Below are 15,483 nucleotides of genomic sequence, written 5' to 3' on the forward strand. Positions count from 1 at the left end.
GCCGCCCTGTTGCCATGGCCCCTTGCAACTGTCCAGGGGGCCGGCATGCCGGGATCAGAGCAGATCTTCGAGCTGGTACTTCTTGAGCAGGGTGTTGAAGGTGCCGTCGGCCTTGACGCTCTCGATGGCGGCATCGAAGCGGGCCTTGAGCTTGTCATCGTGCTTGCGAAGGGCCACCGCCACCCCTTCTCCCAGGATCTTGTCCTGGGTGCCGTTGAACTGGGGACCGACGAAGGCGAACTGCTTGCCCATCTCCTTGTCGAGGAAGCCCACCTTCAACTGCACCATGTTGCCGAAGGTGTAGTCGGCGCGGCCGGACTGCAGATCCAGCATGGGGGACTGGGCGTTGACATAGCGCTTGATCTTGGCCACCTCGCCATAGCGGGCGGTGACGAAGTTGTCCTGGGGGGTGCCCTCCTGCACTGCTATCACCTTGCCCTTGAAGTGGGCCGGATCGTCTGCAAAGTCGGCCGCCTTGTCGCTGCGCCCCACGAAGCTGTTCTGCATCATGTAGTAGACCTGGCTGAAGTCCACTTTCTGGCGCCGCTCGTCCGTGATGTTCATGGAGGACATGATGGCGTCGTACTTGCGCACCTGCAGGCCCGGCAGCAGGGCATCCCAGGGCTGGTTGATCACCTCGCACTCGGTCTTCATGGCCGCGCACAGGGCATAGGCGAGATCGACCTCGAAGCCGCCGAGCTGGCCGTTGCTGTCGACCATCTCGAAGGGGGGATAGGTGGCGTCGGTGGCGATCACCAGAGGTTTGGCGGCGGCCTGGCCGGCGGTGGCCAGGGCCATCAGCATCATCAGTGTGTTGAGTTTCATGGTCAGTCCCTTGAAGTGTGGTGTCATTCCTTGCGTGCTAAAGGGTGCCGGCCTCAAGGGCCGACGGCTATCTTGCGATGGGTGAGGGCCGGCAACTGGCTGCGCACCGTGCGCTGTGCTGCCAGATCCAGGGTGGCGATGGCCATGCCCTGACCCTCCTCTACCTGGGCCAGTATCCGGCCCCAGGGATCGATGATCATGCTGTGGCCGAAGGTGCGCCGCCCACCGGGGTGGTGTCCCCCCTGGGCACTGGCAAACACGAAGGCCAGGTTCTCTACCGCACGGGCCCGCAGCAGCAGCGCCCAGTGCGCGAGCCCGGTGGTGTGGGTGAAGGCCGCGGGCAGGGCGATGAAATCGGGGGCGGGCCCCAGGCGAAACAGCTCCGGGAAGCGCAGGTCGTAGCAGATCCCGAGGCGCAGCACGCCCCAGGGCAGGGGATGGCTCACCACCTCCCGGCCCGGGGTCATGGTCGCGGCCTCGTCATACTGCTCCTGCCCGGTGCAAAAGCCAAACAGGTGCAGCTTGTCGTAGCGGCTTGCGAGCTGCCCTTGCGGGTCGATGAGCAGGCTGCTGTTGTGCATCTTGCCGGGCTCGTGGCTGGCAAGCGGCAATGTGCCGGCCAGGATCCAGACGCCGAGCTCCCGGGCCAGCCCCTGTACCCAGGCAAGCAGGGGGTGATCGTCAACGGGGGCGGCCAGGGCCACTCGCGCCCGCTCATCGACCGGCATCAGGTAGAAATATTCGGGCAGCAGGGTCAGCTCGGCCCCCTCGGCCGCGGCCTGACGCAGCAACGCCTCGGCCTGGGCCAGGTTGTGGTCAAGGTCATCCCCGGAGACCATCTGGAGGACGGCAACGCGCAATGAATCCATGGTGCCCCCTAGACGGCGCAAAGGCGCTCGGCGCCCGCCAGCAGGGTGTCGTCATCCTTGGAGAAGGAGAGGCGGATGACTCTTTGATCCGTGCCGTCGTGATAGAAGGCGGAGACCGGAATGGTGGCGACCCCGTGATCGCGGATGAGCCGCTGCACGAAGAGGCTGTCCGGTTCGTCGCTTACCCGCTCGTAGCTCGCCAGCATGAAGAAGCTGCCCGCCGATGGGAGCAGGGTCAGGCGCGAACCGGCCAGGGCCGAGGCGAGCAGGTCACGCTTGCGCTGGTAGAAGGCTGCCAGCCCCTGATAGTGGGCCGGTTGCTGCAACAGGTGGGCGAAGCCGTACTGCATGGGGGTGTCGGCGGCGAACATGGCGAACTGGTGCACCTTGCGGATCTCCTCCATCAGGGGGCGGGGCGCCACGCAGTAGCCCACCCGCCAGCCGGTGACGTGGAAGGTCTTGCCGAAGGAGAAGACGGCGACGGAGCGCTCCACCAGCTCCGGATAGCGGATGACGCTCTGGTGCAGGGCGCCGTCGAACACCACGTGCTCGTACACCTCGTCCGAGAGGATCAGGATGTCGGTGCCGCGCACCAGGCGGGCGAGGCGCTCCTGATCCCCTGCCTGCCAGACGGTGCCGGTGGGGTTGTGGGGGGTGTTGAGCACTATCATGCGGGTGCGGGGGGTGATGCGGGCGGCCACCTCGTCCCAGGGAATGGCGAAATCCGGCGCCTTGAGGGCGATCACCACAGGGGTGGCTCCCTGCAACTGGATCATGGGGCGGTAGCTGTCAAACGCCGGCTCGAACATGATCACCTCGTCGCCGGGGTGAACCAGGGCGGTGATGGCGCAGAACAGGGCTTCGCTGGCGCTGGCGGTAATGGTGATCTCGTCGCCCGCGTCATAGTGATGGCCGTAGCTGGCTGCAATCTTGGCCGCCAGTTGTTCGCGCAGGGCAGGCAGCCCCGTCATGGGGGCGTACTGGTTTTCACCGGCCAGCATGGCCTCGTGGGTCACCCGGATGAGTTCGGGATCGCAGGGGAAGCTCGGCGCCCCCTGGGAGAGGTTGATGCTGGGGTGGCGGGCGGCCAGATCCCCGATCACGGTGAAGATGGTGGTGCCCACCTGGGGCAGTTTGCTGGAAACCTGGGGGATGGACATGGGGCCGTCACCTGCGTGTGTGAAAGAGGTCCCTTTTTAGCCCCCCCAAGGCTTGCCGGACAACGGATTATTCGGCATGGTATGCATGAGTTTTTCTCAAGCATGGAGGCTTGTCATGTTGTCTACCCAGCCGCGTACTCAGTTGCCTCTCTATGGCCTGCAGGTCTTCGAGTGTTCTGCTCGCCACCTGAGTTTTACCCTGGCCGCCGACGAGCTGTGCGTGAGCCAGGGGGCGGTGAGCAAGCAGATCGCCCAGCTGGAGGCGCGCCTGGGCCACCTGCTGTTCGTGCGCGGCACCCGTTGTCTCACCTTGACCCCCGCCGCCGAGCGGCTGCTGCCTTTCGTTCGTGAAGGGCTGGCCCGCATGGGGGAGGGGCTCAGCGCCTTGCAGACCCTGCCCCACGAACAGGCGATCAGCATCAAGGTGCCCTCCTGCGCCAGCCGCTGGCTGCTGCGGCGGTTGCAGGCGTTCGAGGGGGAGGCGGTGGAGGTGCGTGGCAGCCACAGCCATGGCATCGACTTCTCCCGGGAGCCCTTCGATCTCGCCATCGTCTACCAGCCCTGCCTGGGGCGTTATCCCCACAGCCAGCCCCTGTTTCGGGAACGGTTGACCCCGGTCTGCGCCCCGGCGTTTGCTGCCAAGCATCGTCTGTTCGAGCGCGACCTGAACGAGCTGCCCCTGCTGCCCCTCATCCATGCCAGCGCCGATAGGCGGGACTGGCGCAACTGGTTTGCCGCCTTCCTCGACATCCCCTGGCAGCCCCAGGGGGGGCAGCTGTTCGATACCCTGGACTTGGCGATGAATGCCGCCTTGCAGGGGTTTGGCCTCTCTCTCGGGGATCCCACCATAGTGGCCGAGGAGCTGGAGAGCGGCGCCCTGGTCGCTCCCTTTGCCCCCGTGCTGGAGACGGATCACGAATACGCCCTGATCGCCCGGCCCGACAGCCAGCGCCACGGGGTGCAGCGGGTCTGTCACTGGCTGCTGGAGGGGGAGGGTCATCCCTGAGGGGACGCGAAATGAAACAGCCCCGCGGGCGGGGCTGTTGTCATGGTGATGGCCGCTGGCCGATTAAAGGGTCACTGGCAGATCTTGTAGTAGACCTCGTTCCAGCGCAGTTGCTCCTTGAGCGCGGGGATGCGGGTGTGCTCGTCGATGACCACAAACTCGATACCCATGATGTCGGCGAAGGTGCGCAGCTGCTCGATGTCCACCGCCTGGGTGAACACCGAGTGGTGGGCGGCGCCCGCCAGGATCCAGGCCTCGGCGCTGGTCTGCAGGTCCGGCAGGGGTTTCCACAGGGCGCTGGCCACCGGGAGTTTCGGCATGGCCTCTGGCAGGTCCACCACTTCCAGCTGATTGACCACCAGGCGGAAGCGGTTGCCGAGATCGATGAGGCTGGCGTTGACCGCCTTGCCCGCCGGGGCCGCGAACAGCAGGCGGGCCGGATCGGCCTTCTTGCCTATGCCTAAGTGCTGGGCGTCCAGCACGGGTTTGCCTGCGGCGATGGAGGGGCAGACCTCCAGCATGTGGGCCCCCAGCACCAGGTTGTTGCCCGCTTCCAGATGGTAGGTGTAGTCCTCCATGAAGGAGGCGCCCCCCGCAAGGCCATATCCCATCACTTTCAGGGTGCGCAAGAGGGCCGCGGTCTTCCAGTCCCCTTCTGCCCCAAAACCGAAGCCTTGTTCCATCAGGCGCTGGCAGGCGAGGCCCGGCAGCTGGTGCAGACCATAGAGATCTTCGAAGGTGGTGGTGAAAGCGCCAAAGCCGCCGTCGGTGAGGAATTTCTTCATCCCCAGCTCCTGGCGCGCCGCCTCATAAAGGGATGTACGCAGCGGCCCGCCCGCCTGCACCGCCTCGGTCAGGGTGTAGGTCGCCTCATACTCGGCCAGCAGCGCCTCGATGTCGCTCTCTGGCACGGCATCGATCACCTTGACCAGATCGCCGACCGGGTGGTAGTTCACCTGATAGCCGAACTGGATCTGGGCCTCAATCTTGTCGCCCTCGGTGACCGCCACGTTGCGCATGTTGTCGCCAAAACGGGCGATTTTGAGGTGGCGGCTGTCGTGGATGGCGGCGGCGATGCGCATCCAGTTGCCAATCTTCTGTCTTGCCTCTTCATCCTGCCAGTGACCCACCACCACGGTGCGGGGCAGCCGCAGGCGGGCCCCCATGAAGCCGAACTCGCGTCCGCCGTGGGCGGTCTGGTTCAGGTTCATGAAGTCCATGTCGATCTCGCTCCAGGGGAGATCCCGGTTGAACTGGGTGTGGAACTGCAACAGGGGCTTTTGCAACTGGCTCAGCGCCGGGATCCACATCTTGGCGGGGGAGAAGGTGTGCATCCACACCATGAGCCCGGCGCAGCGCTCGTCGTGGTTGGCATCCCGGGCCACCGCGCTGATTTCATCCAGGGTGGTACCGGTGGGTTTGAGTACTATCTTGAGGGGCAGGTTCGCCCCCTCGTTGAGCTGGTTGGTGATGGTATGGGCGTGATCGGCTACCTGCTTCAGGGTGGTTGCGCCATACAGGTGCTGGCTGCCGACCAGGAACCACACTTCCAGCTGTTTCATCAATTCCATGAGTTTGTCCTCTTTTAGGCTTTTGTCTGGCCGTAATAGGCGTGTTTGCCATGCTTGCGCTGGTAGTGCTTCTCCAGCAGGTAATCGGGCAGGGGGCGGGCCCCCGGGTTGATCTGGCCGGTGAGCCAGGCCATGCGGGCCACCTCTTCCAGCACCACGGCGTTGTGCACTGCGTCCTCGGCGCTCTTGCCCCAGCTGAAGGGGCCGTGGTTGGCCACCAGCACCCCCGGCATGGTGAGGATGGGGGTCTGCTTGAGGGTTTCGACGATGAGATGACCGGTCAGCCCCTCGTAATCCTCCTCCACTTCGCCCGGGGTGAGCAGGCGGGAGCAGGGGATATCGCCGTGAAAGTAGTCGGCCTGGGTGGTGCCGAAAATGGGGATGGGGCGCCCCGCCTGGGCCCAGGCGGTGGCGTGGGTGGAGTGGGTGTGCACCACGCCGCCAAGCTCCGGATAGGCGCGATAGAGCACCAGGTGGGTGGCGGTGTCGGAGGAGGGGCGCAAGGCGCCCTCCACCTGCTTGCCCGTCAGATCCAGCACCACCATGTCCTCGACCCGCATCCGCTCATAGCTGACGCCACTTGGCTTTATCACCACCAGATTGCGCTCTCGATCGATGCCGCTCACGTTGCCCCAGGTGAAGGTCACCAGGCCATGGCGCGGCAGATCCAGATTGGCGGCGAGCACCTGCTCCTTGAGGGTCTTGAGGTTCATGCCGGTACCCCCCGGTTGTATAGCGGTTCGGCGGCGGCGCCCCAGGCGAGGTAGCGCTGGTAGAGGCGTTCATACTCGGCGACCCGCTCGGGGTGTGGCTGGTGGGTGCGCTCCACGGCGCTTGACATGTGGTGCTGGGCCTTGGCCACATCGGGATGGATCCCGGCCGCCACGGCGGCAAAGATGGCCGCTCCCAGGGCGCAGCACTGATCCGAGGCCACCACCTGGATGGGCCTGTTCATCACGTCGGCGCAGGTCTGCATCACGGTGGTAGACTTGCGGGCGATGCCGCCAAGGGCGATCACCTGCTCCACCGGCACCTGCTGACTGGTCATGCACTCCATGATGCTGCGGGCCCCGAAGGCGGTGGAGGCCACCAGGGCGCCGAAGAGATCGGGGGCATCGGTGCCGAGGTTGATCCCCGTGAGGGTGCCCTGCAGGCGCTGGTTGGCATAGGGGGTACGCCGGCCGTTGAACCAGTCGAGCACCACCGGCAGGTGCGCCAGGTCGCGCTGCTGATCCCAGGCGGCGGCGAGGCTGGGTAACAGGGCCTGCTTGTGGCGCTCGATGGCGGTGCGAAGCTCCGGATACTGGGCGGCGAGGCTGTCCAGGGGCCAGCCGAGCTGGCGCTGATACCAGGCATAGATGTCACCGAACGCCGATTGTCCCGCCTCCAGCCCTACCATGCCCGGCACCACGCTGCCATCCACCTGGCCGCAGATCCCGGCAATGGCCCGATCACCGATGTTGGCCTCGTCTGCGATCAGGATGTCGCAGGTGGAGGTGCCTATCACCTTCACCAGGGCATTGTTGCCGGCCCCGGCCCCCACCGCCCCCATGTGGCAGTCAAAGGCGCCGCCAGCGATCACCACCTCGCAGGAGAGGTGCAGCCGCTCCGCCCACTCCGGGGTCAGGGTGCCGACTGGGAGATCGGCGGTCCAGCTGTCGGTAAAGAGGGGGAAGTCGAGATCCTCCGTCAGCAGGGGATCCAGGGCATTGAGGAAGTCGGCGGGGGGCAGGCCGCCCCAGCTCGGGTGCCAGAGGGACTTGTGGCCGGCGGCGCAGCGCCCGCGCTTGAGGGTGGCCGGGGCCTGGGTGCCGCTCAGGATGGCGGGGACCCAGTCACACAGCTCGACCCAGTTGCAGGCGGCGGCGCGCACGGCGGCATCGGCTCGGGAGACGTGCAGGATCTTGGCCCAGAACCACTCGGAGGAGTAAATGCCGCCGATGTAGCGGCTGTAGTCGGGGAACTGGCCGCCGTGGCACAGGGCAGTGATGGCCTCCGCCTCCTCGATGGCGGTGTGATCCTTCCACAGCACGAACATGGCATTGGGGTTGTCGGCAAACTCCGGACGCAGGGCCAGCACGCGCCCCTCTCTGTCGATGGGGGCGGGGGTGGATCCGGTGCTGTCCACCCCGATGCCGCGCACGGCGGTACGCTGACTCGGCGTGAGCTGGCTCACCACCGCCACCACTGCCTGCTCCATGGACTCCAGATAGTCGAGGGGGTGGTGGCGGAACTGGTTGTTGACCGGTTGGCAGTAGTGGCCTGCCTGCCAGCGCGGGTAATAGACGACATGGGTCGCCAGCTCGGCGCCGTCCTGGCAGCGCACGGCGAGTGCCCTGACCGAGTCGCTGCCGAAATCGAGTCCGATGACGATGTGCTCAGACATAAGTGCTCCTGACCATCAATGAGGGGTGACTGGGGGGAACCATAGGAGATGGGCAGGAGGGGCGGTTAGCCATTGGCTGCTGGAAATATGGATTTTAACGCTGTCAGTGCGACAAGGTGACAGCTCTCAAAAATTCGATATGTGACGAAATTGCTAATTATATAGACGAAATGGCTGCAATCTCATGGCGTGATCCTGCTCTCCATTTTTAATTGTGAAAACGATTACAACTTGGTTCGCTCAACCAGCAACAACAATAACGTCCTGTTTAAGCATGTTTTTATATGGCTGCGACTTGATTGACTCAACGAGCAGCACTGCGTGGATACATGGATTGATAGAACCGTTGGAGACATTCGCATGAACAAAATCGTTAAAGGCATGATCGCGATGGGGTTCGCCCTTGGTATGGCAAATTCTGCTTTCTCGGCCGAAGCGCTGAAGCTGGGCTACCTGGTCAAGCAGCCCGAGGAGCCCTGGTTCCAGACCGAGTGGAACTTCGCCGACAAGGCGGGCAAGGATCTGGGCTTCGAGGTGATCAAGATAGCCGTCCCCGACGGGGAGAAGACCCTCAATGCCATCGACAGTCTGGCGGCGAATGGCGCCAAGGGCTTCGTCATCTGTACCCCGGATCCCAAACTCGGTGCCGCCATCATGGCGAAGGCCAACAGCATGGATCTGAAGGTCATCACGGTGGATGACCAGTTCGTCAACGCCAAGGGCCAGCCCATGGAGCAAGTGCCCCTGGTGATGATGGCCGCCACCAAGATTGGTGAACGCCAGGGTCAGGAGCTCTACAAGGAGATGGAAAAACGCCAGTGGGACCTGAAGAGCACCGCCGTGCTCGCCATCACCGCCGACGAGCTCGACACCGCCCGCCGCCGGGTCGAGGGCTCCCTGGGCGCGCTCAAGGCCGCCGGTTTCCCCGAGGGCCAGATCTTCCGCGCGCCCACCAAGAGCAACGACATTCCGGGGGCGCTGGATGCCGCCAACTCCATGCTGGTGCAACACCCCGAGGTCAAGAACTGGCTCATCGTCGGCATGAATGACAACACCGTGCTCGGCGGCGTGCGCGCCACCGAAGGGCAGGGCTTCAAGGCGGAGAACGTCATCGGCATCGGCATCAACGGGGTGGATGCGGTGAACGAGCTCTCCAAGTCCAGCGCCACCGGCTTCCTCGGCTCCCTGCTGCCAAGCCCGGACGTACACGGCTACAAGAGCATCCAGATGCTCCATGACTGGGTCGTCAACGGCGCCGAGCCTGCCAAGTTCACCGAGGTGACCGACGTGGTGCTCATCACCCGCGACAACTTCAAGGCCGAGCTGCAAAAGAAAGGGCTGTGATCCCCATCCCTTGATACCCATGCCGGCATGGCGGAGTGCGCCGTGCCGGCTGGCTGGAGTCATCTCATGAATCAAGTTCCATATCTGGAGTTTTGCGGCATCAGCAAGGAGTTTCCCGGCGTCAAGGCGCTGCAGAACGTCTCCTTCGCCTGCCAGCAGGGCACGGTACACGCGCTGATGGGAGAGAACGGGGCCGGCAAGTCCACCCTGCTCAAGATCCTGAGCGGTTTTCAGGCGCCCACCCGCGGGGTGGTGAAGCTGGCGGGTCAGGAGAAAGTGTTCCAAAACACGGTCGATGCCCTTGAGAGCGGGGTTGCCATCATCTATCAGGAGCTGCACCTGGTCCCTGAAATGAGCGTGGCGGAGAACATCTACCTGGGGCAGTTGCCGACCCGGCGCGGCGTCATCGATCGGGAGAAGCTCTATCAGGATGCAGCCAGGCAGCTGGCGCGCCTCGGGATGGATGTCTCCCCCGAGACGCCGCTCAAGTACCTGTCCCTGGGTCAGTGGCAGATGGTGGAGATCGCCAAGGCCCTGACCCGGGACGCCAGCGTCATCGCCTTCGACGAGCCGACCAGCAGCCTGTCGTCCCGCGAGATTGAGCAGCTGTTTCGGGTCATCCGCCAGTTGCGGGACGAGGGCAAGGTCATTCTCTACGTCTCCCACCGCATGGACGAGATCTTCGCCCTGTGCGATGCCATCACGGTGTTCAAGGATGGCCAGTTCGTGCGCACCTTCGCTTCCATGGCCGAGGTGGACCGGGATCTGCTGGTCAAGACCATGGTGGGGCGCGAACTGACCGACATCTATGGTTACAGCCCAAGGCCGCTTGGCGAGGCGGGCCTCAAGGTGGAGCACCTGATGGGACCCGGCCTCAAGGCGCCGGTGTCGCTCGAGGTGAAACGCGGGGAGATCCTCGGCATCTTCGGGCTGGTGGGGGCCGGGCGCAGCGAGCTGATGAAGCTTATCTTCGGCGCCGAGACACCTCGAGGGGGCGAGATATCGGTGTTTGGCAAACAGGTGGTCATTCAGAGCCCCATCGACGCCATTCGCAGCGGCATCATGCTCTGCACCGAAGACAGGAAGGCGCTCGGCATCATCCCCATCCATTCGGTGCAGGAGAACATCAACATCAGCGCCCGCCGCCACCACGCGTGGGGAGGCTTCTGGATCAACCAGAAGTGGGAGGACGAGAACGCGAGGCTGCGGATCCGCGACATGCGGGTCAAGACCCCGTCTCCCCAGCAGGCCATCATGAACCTCTCCGGCGGTAACCAGCAGAAGGCCATTCTGGGGCGCTGGCTGTCGGAAGACATGAAAGTGATCCTGCTCGATGAACCGACCCGGGGCATCGACGTCGGGGCGAAGAACGAGATTTACAACGTGATTTACGATCTGGCCAAGGTGGGCATCGCCGTGGTGGTGGTCTCGAGCGAGCTGCCGGAGGTGCTGGGCATCGCGGATCGGATCCTGGTCATGCGGGAGGGGGAGATCGCCGGCGAGCTTTCCCACGACGAGGCCAACGAGGTCAAGGCGCTCAATCTGGCCATGCCGGCCCGTTGATCTGCTGACCGCAACGAGATAGCACCCGGAATTTTCAGGAGAAATACCATGACAACAACGACCTCGGTCGGCCAAGCCGCCAACGACACCGCGGTGAGCGGTACCCGCCTGCAACTGACCCGCATCTGGGATCAGTACGGCATGCTGGTGATCTTCGCCATCCTGTTCCTGCTCGCCTGCGTGCTGGTCCCCAACTTCGCCAGCCTGATCAACATGCGGGGGCTCGGGCTTGCCGTCTCCATGTCGGGCATGGTGGCCTGCGGCATGCTGTTCTGCCTCGCCTCCGGCGAGTTCGACATGTCGGTGGGCTCAGTGGTGGCCTGCTCCGGGGTTGCCTGCGCGGTGGGTATCAACGCCACCGAGAGCATCCCCCTCGGCATTCTGGCCGGTCTCTCGGTGGGCCTTGTCTTTGGCCTCATCAACGGCATCGTCGTGGCCAAATTCAAGATCAACGCCCTCATCACCACCCTTGCCACCATGCAGATGGCGCGCGGGGTGGGCTACATCATCTCCGACGGCAAGGCGGTGGGCATCGTGGAGGAGGGCTTCTTCGAGCTTGGCAACTCCGCCCTGCTCGGCATCCCGACGCCCATCTGGCTGACGGCTGTCTGCTTCGTGCTGTTCGGGCTGCTGCTCAACAAGACCACCTTCGGGCGCAATACCCTGGCCATGGGGGGTAACGAGGAGGCCGCACGTCTGGCCGGGGTCAACGTGGTGCGCACCAAGATCATCATCTTCACCATGACCGGGCTCATCGCCTCGCTCGCCGGCATCATCCTCGCATCCCGCATGACCTCGGGTCAGCCCATGACCTCCATCGGCTTCGAGCTGGTGGTGATCTCCGCCTGCGTGCTGGGTGGGGTCTCCATGAAGGGGGGGATCGGCAAGATCTCCTACATCATCGCCGGGGTGCTGATCCTGGGGCTGATGGAGAACGCCATGAACCTGCTCAACATCTCCCCGTTTGCCCAGTACGTGGTGCGTGGCCTCATCCTGCTCGCCGCCGTGCTGTTCGACCGCTACAAGCAGGTGCGCAAAGCCCGTATCTGAGCGATGTCTTTCCTCGTCACCGGGCCGGCCTCGCGCCGGCCCGGTGTTTTCCCCGGCAAGCTGTGAGCCAGTTCAACAATTTCACAACGAACAGCTTGCGAACTTAGGGGGTTCCTACGCCGGATCTCTACAATGGCCCATGTCGACTTTCTTACCGAAACCCTGTTTTCCGCCATGTCCTCGATGCAAAAAGAGAAGCCGAAACAACTCAATCCCCTGCTGCCTGGTTACGCCTTCGACGTCTTCCTGGTCTCGGGGATGACTCCCATCGAGCAGGGGAGTGCGCTGGATTTCACCATCGACAGGCCCCACGGCATGAAGGGGTTCATCGTCAATCTGACCATCAAGGGCAAGGGGCAGATCTTTCAGGGGGACAAGGCCTTCACCGTGGAACCCGGCGACCTGCTGCTCTTTCCACCCGCGGCGGTGCACCATTACGGCCGGGCGCCGGATGCCCGGGAGTGGTATCACCGCTGGGTCTATTTCCGGCCGCGGGCCTATTGGGCTGACTGGCTCAAGTGGCCCCAGGTGACGGAGCAGGTGGGGCGACTGCAACTGGCGGACAACCAGCTGCTCACCGAATTCGACACCCTCTTCCTCGACATCGAGGAGACCCACAAGCAGCTGCGGCCCATGTCGGAGCAGCTCGCCATGAACCTCTTGGAGCGGTTGCTCATCCGCTGCTACGAGGCATCGTCCCAGAATGCCTATCCCGCCATCGATCACCGGGTCCACGAGGCGTGCCAGATCCTGAGCGAGTCCCTCTCGGCCGAGATCTCGGTGGAAGCGCTGGCGGAGCAGGTATTCTTGTCTCCCTCGCGCCTCGCGCACCTGTTTCGCGAGCAGGTGGGGGTGAGCATAGTGCGCTGGCGCGAGGATCAGCGCATCATGCGGGCCAAGCTGCTGCTGCAGACCACGCCGCTGTCGGTCGCCACCATAGGCCAGCAGGTGGGCTATGACGATCAGCTCTACTTCTCGCGGGTGTTCCGAAAGCGGGTAGGGGTCAGCCCCACCGAATACCGCAAGTGCGCCACCCCGCTGTGAGCAGAGCCCAGAGATGACAAAGCCCTCATGACGAGGGCTTTTGTTATCCATGAGGGGGCGGATGCGCAATCAGCCCTGACGAGCCTTGAACCTGGGATTGCTCTTGCAGATGACGAACAGCTTGCCGCGTCGACGCACGATCTGGCAGTCCGGGTGACGCGACTTGGCGGATTTCAGGGAGGCGAGGACTTTCATTGTTTCTCTTTTCCTTTGCTGAAGAACTGACCGAATCGCTGGCCGAAGCGAGCGACCTGACCTTCCTTGCCGACCTGCTTCTGTTTGCCGGTATAGAAGGGGTGGGACGCGCTGGAGACATCCAGCGTCACATAGGGGTAGGTGTTGCCATCTTCCCACTCTCTGGTGCGATCGGTGGCCAGCGTGGAGCCGATCAGAAAGTAGGTATTGCTGGCGAGATCGTGGAACAGAACCTTACGGTATTCAGGGTGAATATGGGGGCGCATGATTGCCTCTTTTGTTATGTTATAACGATAAAGGATGATGCGATGGATGAGAATCAATATCAACTGTTTTTTCCATGATGACAGCGATGGGGGAAAATCGGGGCCGTTCGGCTGCACATCGTCAGCAAGAAGGCATGGGCGGTGAGGGCCTATGTGCAGCCACCATCTTTACTTTTCAAAACAACTGTATAAAAATACAGTAAATTATCATGGAGACGTACCCTATGCGCCTGGAAATCATCATCGACAGAAAACACCAGATCCCCACCTCGACCATGGAGGCCTTGCGCCAGGAGCTGCTCAAGCAACTGGGTGAGCGCTTTCCCGATCTGCATGTGCGGGTGGCACCGGGTAGTGCCATGGCTCTGACGGTCAGTCGCGCCAGCAAGGAAGACAAGGAGCTGGCCGAAGCCATGGTTCAGGAGGTGTGGGAAAACGCCGATAGCTGGATGCCGGAAGAAGAGGCTCTGGAGGCCTGAAGATAAGCTCTCAGCAGCAAGCATCGTCGTGATCTGCCAGGCCGAGAGGAGGAGTCTCCAGCCGGATGATGATCCCTGTACAGGCTTTGCCGAACCGCTCTTCAAAACACGCAGCCTCGGGCTGCGTGTTGCGTTGATGGGGTAAGCGCATGACCATGAAGGCGAAAGGCGAAAGGCGAAAGGCGAAAGGCGAAAGGCGAAAGGCGAAAGGCGAAAGGCGAAAGGCGAAAGGCGAAAGAGTCGAAGAGTAGAAGAGTGACGGCGCTGCGCTCAGAGTCCCGCCCAACGCTTGAGGCTGTCGACCTGCACCCGTTGGGTGGCCTGTGCGATGTCGCCATTGGCACGCAGTGCCTTGAGGGCGGTGGGGAGCGCCGCGCGTACCTCGTCTGATGTCATACCCGGTTGCAATGCCGGGTGGTAGGCAAGCTTGAGCAACACGTAATCGAGCCCGGTCAGAAAGCTGTCGATGCTGTTGTCATTGAAGATGGAGGGGAACACCTTGTCCGAGTCGTTGGGCAGTCCCATCACCTGGCTCAACTCTTCCACTACGCAATCCAGAAAACGGCCCTTTGCCCGGCTGTAATCCACCGGAATGATGATGGTGGCACGGGTGATCTCGTAGCGAGCGTTGGTGGCGAAATTGGCCAGGCAGATCCCCTCCTTGAGGGCGATGCGCACCGACTCGTCCTGGCGCATGGTGCGCGCAGCCCAGCTCGCCATCTGTTTGTGCCGGGTCATGATGAGGGTGAGATTGGGGTTGTCGCTGACAATCTCGATGGGGTGACCGGTGATCCTGCTCAGGTGACGGGTCTGTACCTTGACGACCTCGGCCTGCAGCGGCTTGTCGCCGAATTCGTTGACGAGCTTGAGACGCACGGGGCCCGGCCAGCGGGAGAAGTGCTCCTGTTGTTCATGGCCATACTCCCGTTTCATGGCGATTTCCATGAAGCTCTGGACAAGGTAGTCATCACGTTGCCAGCGTTCGGTGGCCGACAGCGGCAGGGAGAAGAGCCAGAGCATCAGCCCCAGGAGCAACCAGTGCCCATGGCGAACGGGCTGGACAGGTGTGTGCCATGGGCGCATCTTGCCTCCTTGCAAGGGGATCAGCGGGTGGTACGCTCGATATCACGCCAGGTGAGCCAGAGCCTGAGATCGAACTCCAGTTGATGATAGTCCGGTTCCATGTGCTGGCAGAGCTGGTAGAAAGCCTTGTTGTGATCCTTCTCCTTCAGATGGGCCAGCTCGTGTACCACTATCATCTTGAGAAAGGCGGGATGGGCCTCCTTGAACAGGACTGCGATGCGGATCTCGTTCTTGGCCTTGAGCTTGCTGCCTTGCACCCGGCTGACATAGGTGTGCAGTCCCAGGGCATCCTTGATCACGTTGATCTTGCCGTCGAAGATCACCTTGGAAAGCGGCGCGGAGCTTTTCAGGTAGCGGTTCTTCAGCTCCATGGTATAGGCGAGCAGCGCCTTGTCGCTCTGGACGAGGTGGGTTTGCGGGTAGCGCTTGGCCAGCATCTCGCCGAGTTTGCCCGCCGCAATCAACTGCTGCACCTGAGCCTTGAGTGGCTCCGGATAGCCCCCCAGATAAGTCAGCTCCGCCATGATTCTTCCCTCTGCCGCAAAAAAGAGCGCCATTGTAGTCAGGATGGGGCCCCTTGAACATGGTGGGCCCCCTCTTTATGACGGCAACGAAAAGGGGCCATCACCAGGATGGCCCCTT

The 15,483-nt window shown here is 63.0% G+C and carries 16 protein-coding genes; 6 read left to right on the forward strand and 10 right to left on the reverse strand.

The features are described from left to right. Nucleotides 1–54: 54 nt before the first annotated feature. Genes ACVDHI_RS05610 through ACVDHI_RS05620 form a run of 3 tightly spaced genes read right to left on the reverse strand, consistent with a single transcriptional unit; the run spans nucleotide 55 to nucleotide 2,854 of the window. Nucleotides 55–825 carry an ABC transporter substrate-binding protein gene (locus tag ACVDHI_RS05610; RefSeq protein ID WP_447211833.1) on the reverse strand — a complete coding sequence of 257 codons (771 nt, stop codon included), beginning with the start codon at nucleotides 823–825 and terminating at the stop codon, nucleotides 55–57. A gap of 53 nt (nucleotides 826–878) precedes the next feature. Next, nucleotides 879–1,694 (reverse strand): carbon-nitrogen hydrolase family protein, encoded by an 816-nt coding sequence (locus tag ACVDHI_RS05615; RefSeq protein ID WP_323942539.1) that lies wholly within the window; start codon nucleotides 1,692–1,694, stop codon nucleotides 879–881. 8 nt (nucleotides 1,695–1,702) lie between these two features. Beyond that, complete coding sequence (locus ACVDHI_RS05620) at nucleotides 1,703–2,854, reverse strand: methionine aminotransferase (protein WP_439831094.1); 1,152 nt, start codon at nucleotides 2,852–2,854, stop codon at nucleotides 1,703–1,705. 115 nt (nucleotides 2,855–2,969) lie between these two features. Here ACVDHI_RS05620 and ACVDHI_RS05625 point away from each other — a divergent pair, with 115 nt between their 5' ends. Beyond that, entirely contained in the window at nucleotides 2,970–3,860 is an 891-nt protein-coding gene (locus ACVDHI_RS05625; protein WP_010674471.1) for a LysR family transcriptional regulator, read from the forward strand. Between the two features lie 71 nt (nucleotides 3,861–3,931). Here the strand turns inward: ACVDHI_RS05625 and araA are convergent, their stop codons facing one another. The 3 genes from araA to ACVDHI_RS05640 are packed head-to-tail and all read right to left on the reverse strand — an operon-like array spanning nucleotide 3,932 to nucleotide 7,817. Further along, nucleotides 3,932–5,431, reverse strand: coding sequence for an L-arabinose isomerase (gene araA / locus ACVDHI_RS05630; protein ID WP_447211834.1), 1,500 nt, complete (start codon nucleotides 5,429–5,431; stop codon nucleotides 3,932–3,934). A gap of 14 nt (nucleotides 5,432–5,445) precedes the next feature. Next, the gene (locus tag ACVDHI_RS05635) at nucleotides 5,446–6,144 is read right to left on the reverse strand and encodes an L-ribulose-5-phosphate 4-epimerase (RefSeq protein WP_438414377.1); all 699 of its coding nucleotides are present in this window, start codon (nucleotides 6,142–6,144) and stop codon (nucleotides 5,446–5,448) included. Next, complete coding sequence (locus ACVDHI_RS05640; RefSeq protein WP_447211835.1) at nucleotides 6,141–7,817, reverse strand: ribulokinase; 1,677 nt, start codon at nucleotides 7,815–7,817, stop codon at nucleotides 6,141–6,143. The genes ACVDHI_RS05635 and ACVDHI_RS05640 overlap by 4 nt, the downstream gene beginning before the upstream one ends. 360 nt (nucleotides 7,818–8,177) lie before the next feature. Here ACVDHI_RS05640 and ACVDHI_RS05645 point away from each other — a divergent pair, with 360 nt between their 5' ends. The 4 genes from ACVDHI_RS05645 (at nucleotide 8,178) to araC (ending at nucleotide 12,818) form a co-directional block, all read left to right on the forward strand. After that, nucleotides 8,178–9,161, forward strand: a complete 984-nt coding sequence (locus ACVDHI_RS05645) for an arabinose ABC transporter substrate-binding protein (RefSeq protein ID WP_042863754.1) — start codon at nucleotides 8,178–8,180, stop codon at nucleotides 9,159–9,161. A 66-nt stretch (nucleotides 9,162–9,227) separates the two neighbouring features. Then, a complete protein-coding gene (gene araG, locus ACVDHI_RS05650) occupies nucleotides 9,228–10,724 on the forward strand; it encodes an L-arabinose ABC transporter ATP-binding protein AraG (protein WP_324063524.1) in 1,497 nt (498 codons plus the stop codon). A gap of 48 nt (nucleotides 10,725–10,772) precedes the next feature. After that, nucleotides 10,773–11,774, forward strand: a complete 1,002-nt coding sequence (araH, locus tag ACVDHI_RS05655; RefSeq protein ID WP_048207521.1) for an L-arabinose ABC transporter permease AraH — start codon at nucleotides 10,773–10,775, stop codon at nucleotides 11,772–11,774. Between the two features lie 132 nt (nucleotides 11,775–11,906). Then, nucleotides 11,907–12,818: an arabinose operon transcriptional regulator AraC gene (gene araC / locus ACVDHI_RS05660; protein ID WP_410487960.1), complete on the forward strand. Its 912-nt coding sequence runs from the start codon at nucleotides 11,907–11,909 to the stop codon at nucleotides 12,816–12,818. A 69-nt stretch (nucleotides 12,819–12,887) separates the two neighbouring features. Here the strand turns inward: araC and ykgO are convergent, their stop codons facing one another. Both ykgO and ACVDHI_RS05670 read right to left on the reverse strand, forming a co-directional pair. Then, entirely contained in the window at nucleotides 12,888–13,013 is a 126-nt protein-coding gene (ykgO, locus tag ACVDHI_RS05665) for a type B 50S ribosomal protein L36 (protein WP_010674479.1), read from the reverse strand. After that, a complete protein-coding gene (locus tag ACVDHI_RS05670) occupies nucleotides 13,010–13,279 on the reverse strand; it encodes a type B 50S ribosomal protein L31 (RefSeq protein WP_039040091.1) in 270 nt (89 codons plus the stop codon). The genes ykgO and ACVDHI_RS05670 overlap by 4 nt, the downstream gene beginning before the upstream one ends. A gap of 224 nt (nucleotides 13,280–13,503) precedes the next feature. On the opposite strand from ACVDHI_RS05670, the gene ACVDHI_RS05675 reads away from it, so the two are divergent. Continuing rightward, complete coding sequence (locus ACVDHI_RS05675; protein WP_010674481.1) at nucleotides 13,504–13,758, forward strand: DinI family protein; 255 nt, start codon at nucleotides 13,504–13,506, stop codon at nucleotides 13,756–13,758. Between the two features lie 270 nt (nucleotides 13,759–14,028). Here ACVDHI_RS05675 and ACVDHI_RS05680 read toward each other — a convergent pair whose 3' ends face one another. Both ACVDHI_RS05680 and ACVDHI_RS05685 read right to left on the reverse strand, forming a co-directional pair. Continuing rightward, nucleotides 14,029–14,778 (reverse strand): DUF2927 domain-containing protein, encoded by a 750-nt coding sequence (locus ACVDHI_RS05680; RefSeq protein ID WP_410487614.1) that lies wholly within the window; start codon nucleotides 14,776–14,778, stop codon nucleotides 14,029–14,031. Between the two features lie 83 nt (nucleotides 14,779–14,861). Next, entirely contained in the window at nucleotides 14,862–15,365 is a 504-nt protein-coding gene (locus ACVDHI_RS05685; protein ID WP_447211836.1) for a M48 family metallopeptidase, read from the reverse strand. Nucleotides 15,366–15,483 lie beyond the last annotated feature (118 nt).

The organism is Aeromonas sp. 25-248, assembly GCF_053005425.1.

Excerpts from the sequence above, each read along its gene's own strand:
- ACVDHI_RS05670 (WP_039040091.1), bottom strand. The coding sequence starts at position 13,279 with ATGCGCCCCCATATTCACCCTGAATACCGTAAGGTTCTGTTCCACGAT.
- araC (WP_410487960.1), top strand. The coding sequence starts at position 11,907 with ATGGCCCATGTCGACTTTCTTACCGAAACCCTGTTTTCCGCCATGTCC.
- ACVDHI_RS05635 (WP_438414377.1), bottom strand. The coding sequence starts at position 6,144 with ATGAACCTCAAGACCCTCAAGGAGCAGGTGCTCGCCGCCAATCTGGAT.
- ACVDHI_RS05610 (WP_447211833.1), bottom strand. The coding sequence starts at position 825 with ATGAAACTCAACACACTGATGATGCTGATGGCCCTGGCCACCGCCGGC.
- ACVDHI_RS05615 (WP_323942539.1), bottom strand. The coding sequence starts at position 1,694 with ATGGATTCATTGCGCGTTGCCGTCCTCCAGATGGTCTCCGGGGATGAC.
- araG (WP_324063524.1), top strand. The coding sequence starts at position 9,228 with ATGAATCAAGTTCCATATCTGGAGTTTTGCGGCATCAGCAAGGAGTTT.
- araH (WP_048207521.1), top strand. The coding sequence starts at position 10,773 with ATGACAACAACGACCTCGGTCGGCCAAGCCGCCAACGACACCGCGGTG.
- ACVDHI_RS05675 (WP_010674481.1), top strand. The coding sequence starts at position 13,504 with ATGCGCCTGGAAATCATCATCGACAGAAAACACCAGATCCCCACCTCG.
- ACVDHI_RS05685 (WP_447211836.1), bottom strand. The coding sequence starts at position 15,365 with ATGGCGGAGCTGACTTATCTGGGGGGCTATCCGGAGCCACTCAAGGCT.
- ACVDHI_RS05625 (WP_010674471.1), top strand. The coding sequence starts at position 2,970 with ATGTTGTCTACCCAGCCGCGTACTCAGTTGCCTCTCTATGGCCTGCAG.
- ACVDHI_RS05645 (WP_042863754.1), top strand. The coding sequence starts at position 8,178 with ATGAACAAAATCGTTAAAGGCATGATCGCGATGGGGTTCGCCCTTGGT.
- ACVDHI_RS05680 (WP_410487614.1), bottom strand. The coding sequence starts at position 14,778 with ATGCTCTGGCTCTTCTCCCTGCCGCTGTCGGCCACCGAACGCTGGCAA.
- ykgO (WP_010674479.1), bottom strand. The coding sequence starts at position 13,013 with ATGAAAGTCCTCGCCTCCCTGAAATCCGCCAAGTCGCGTCACCCGGAC.
- ACVDHI_RS05620 (WP_439831094.1), bottom strand. The coding sequence starts at position 2,854 with ATGTCCATCCCCCAGGTTTCCAGCAAACTGCCCCAGGTGGGCACCACC.
- ACVDHI_RS05640 (WP_447211835.1), bottom strand. The coding sequence starts at position 7,817 with ATGTCTGAGCACATCGTCATCGGACTCGATTTCGGCAGCGACTCGGTC.
- araA (WP_447211834.1), bottom strand. The coding sequence starts at position 5,431 with ATGGAATTGATGAAACAGCTGGAAGTGTGGTTCCTGGTCGGCAGCCAG.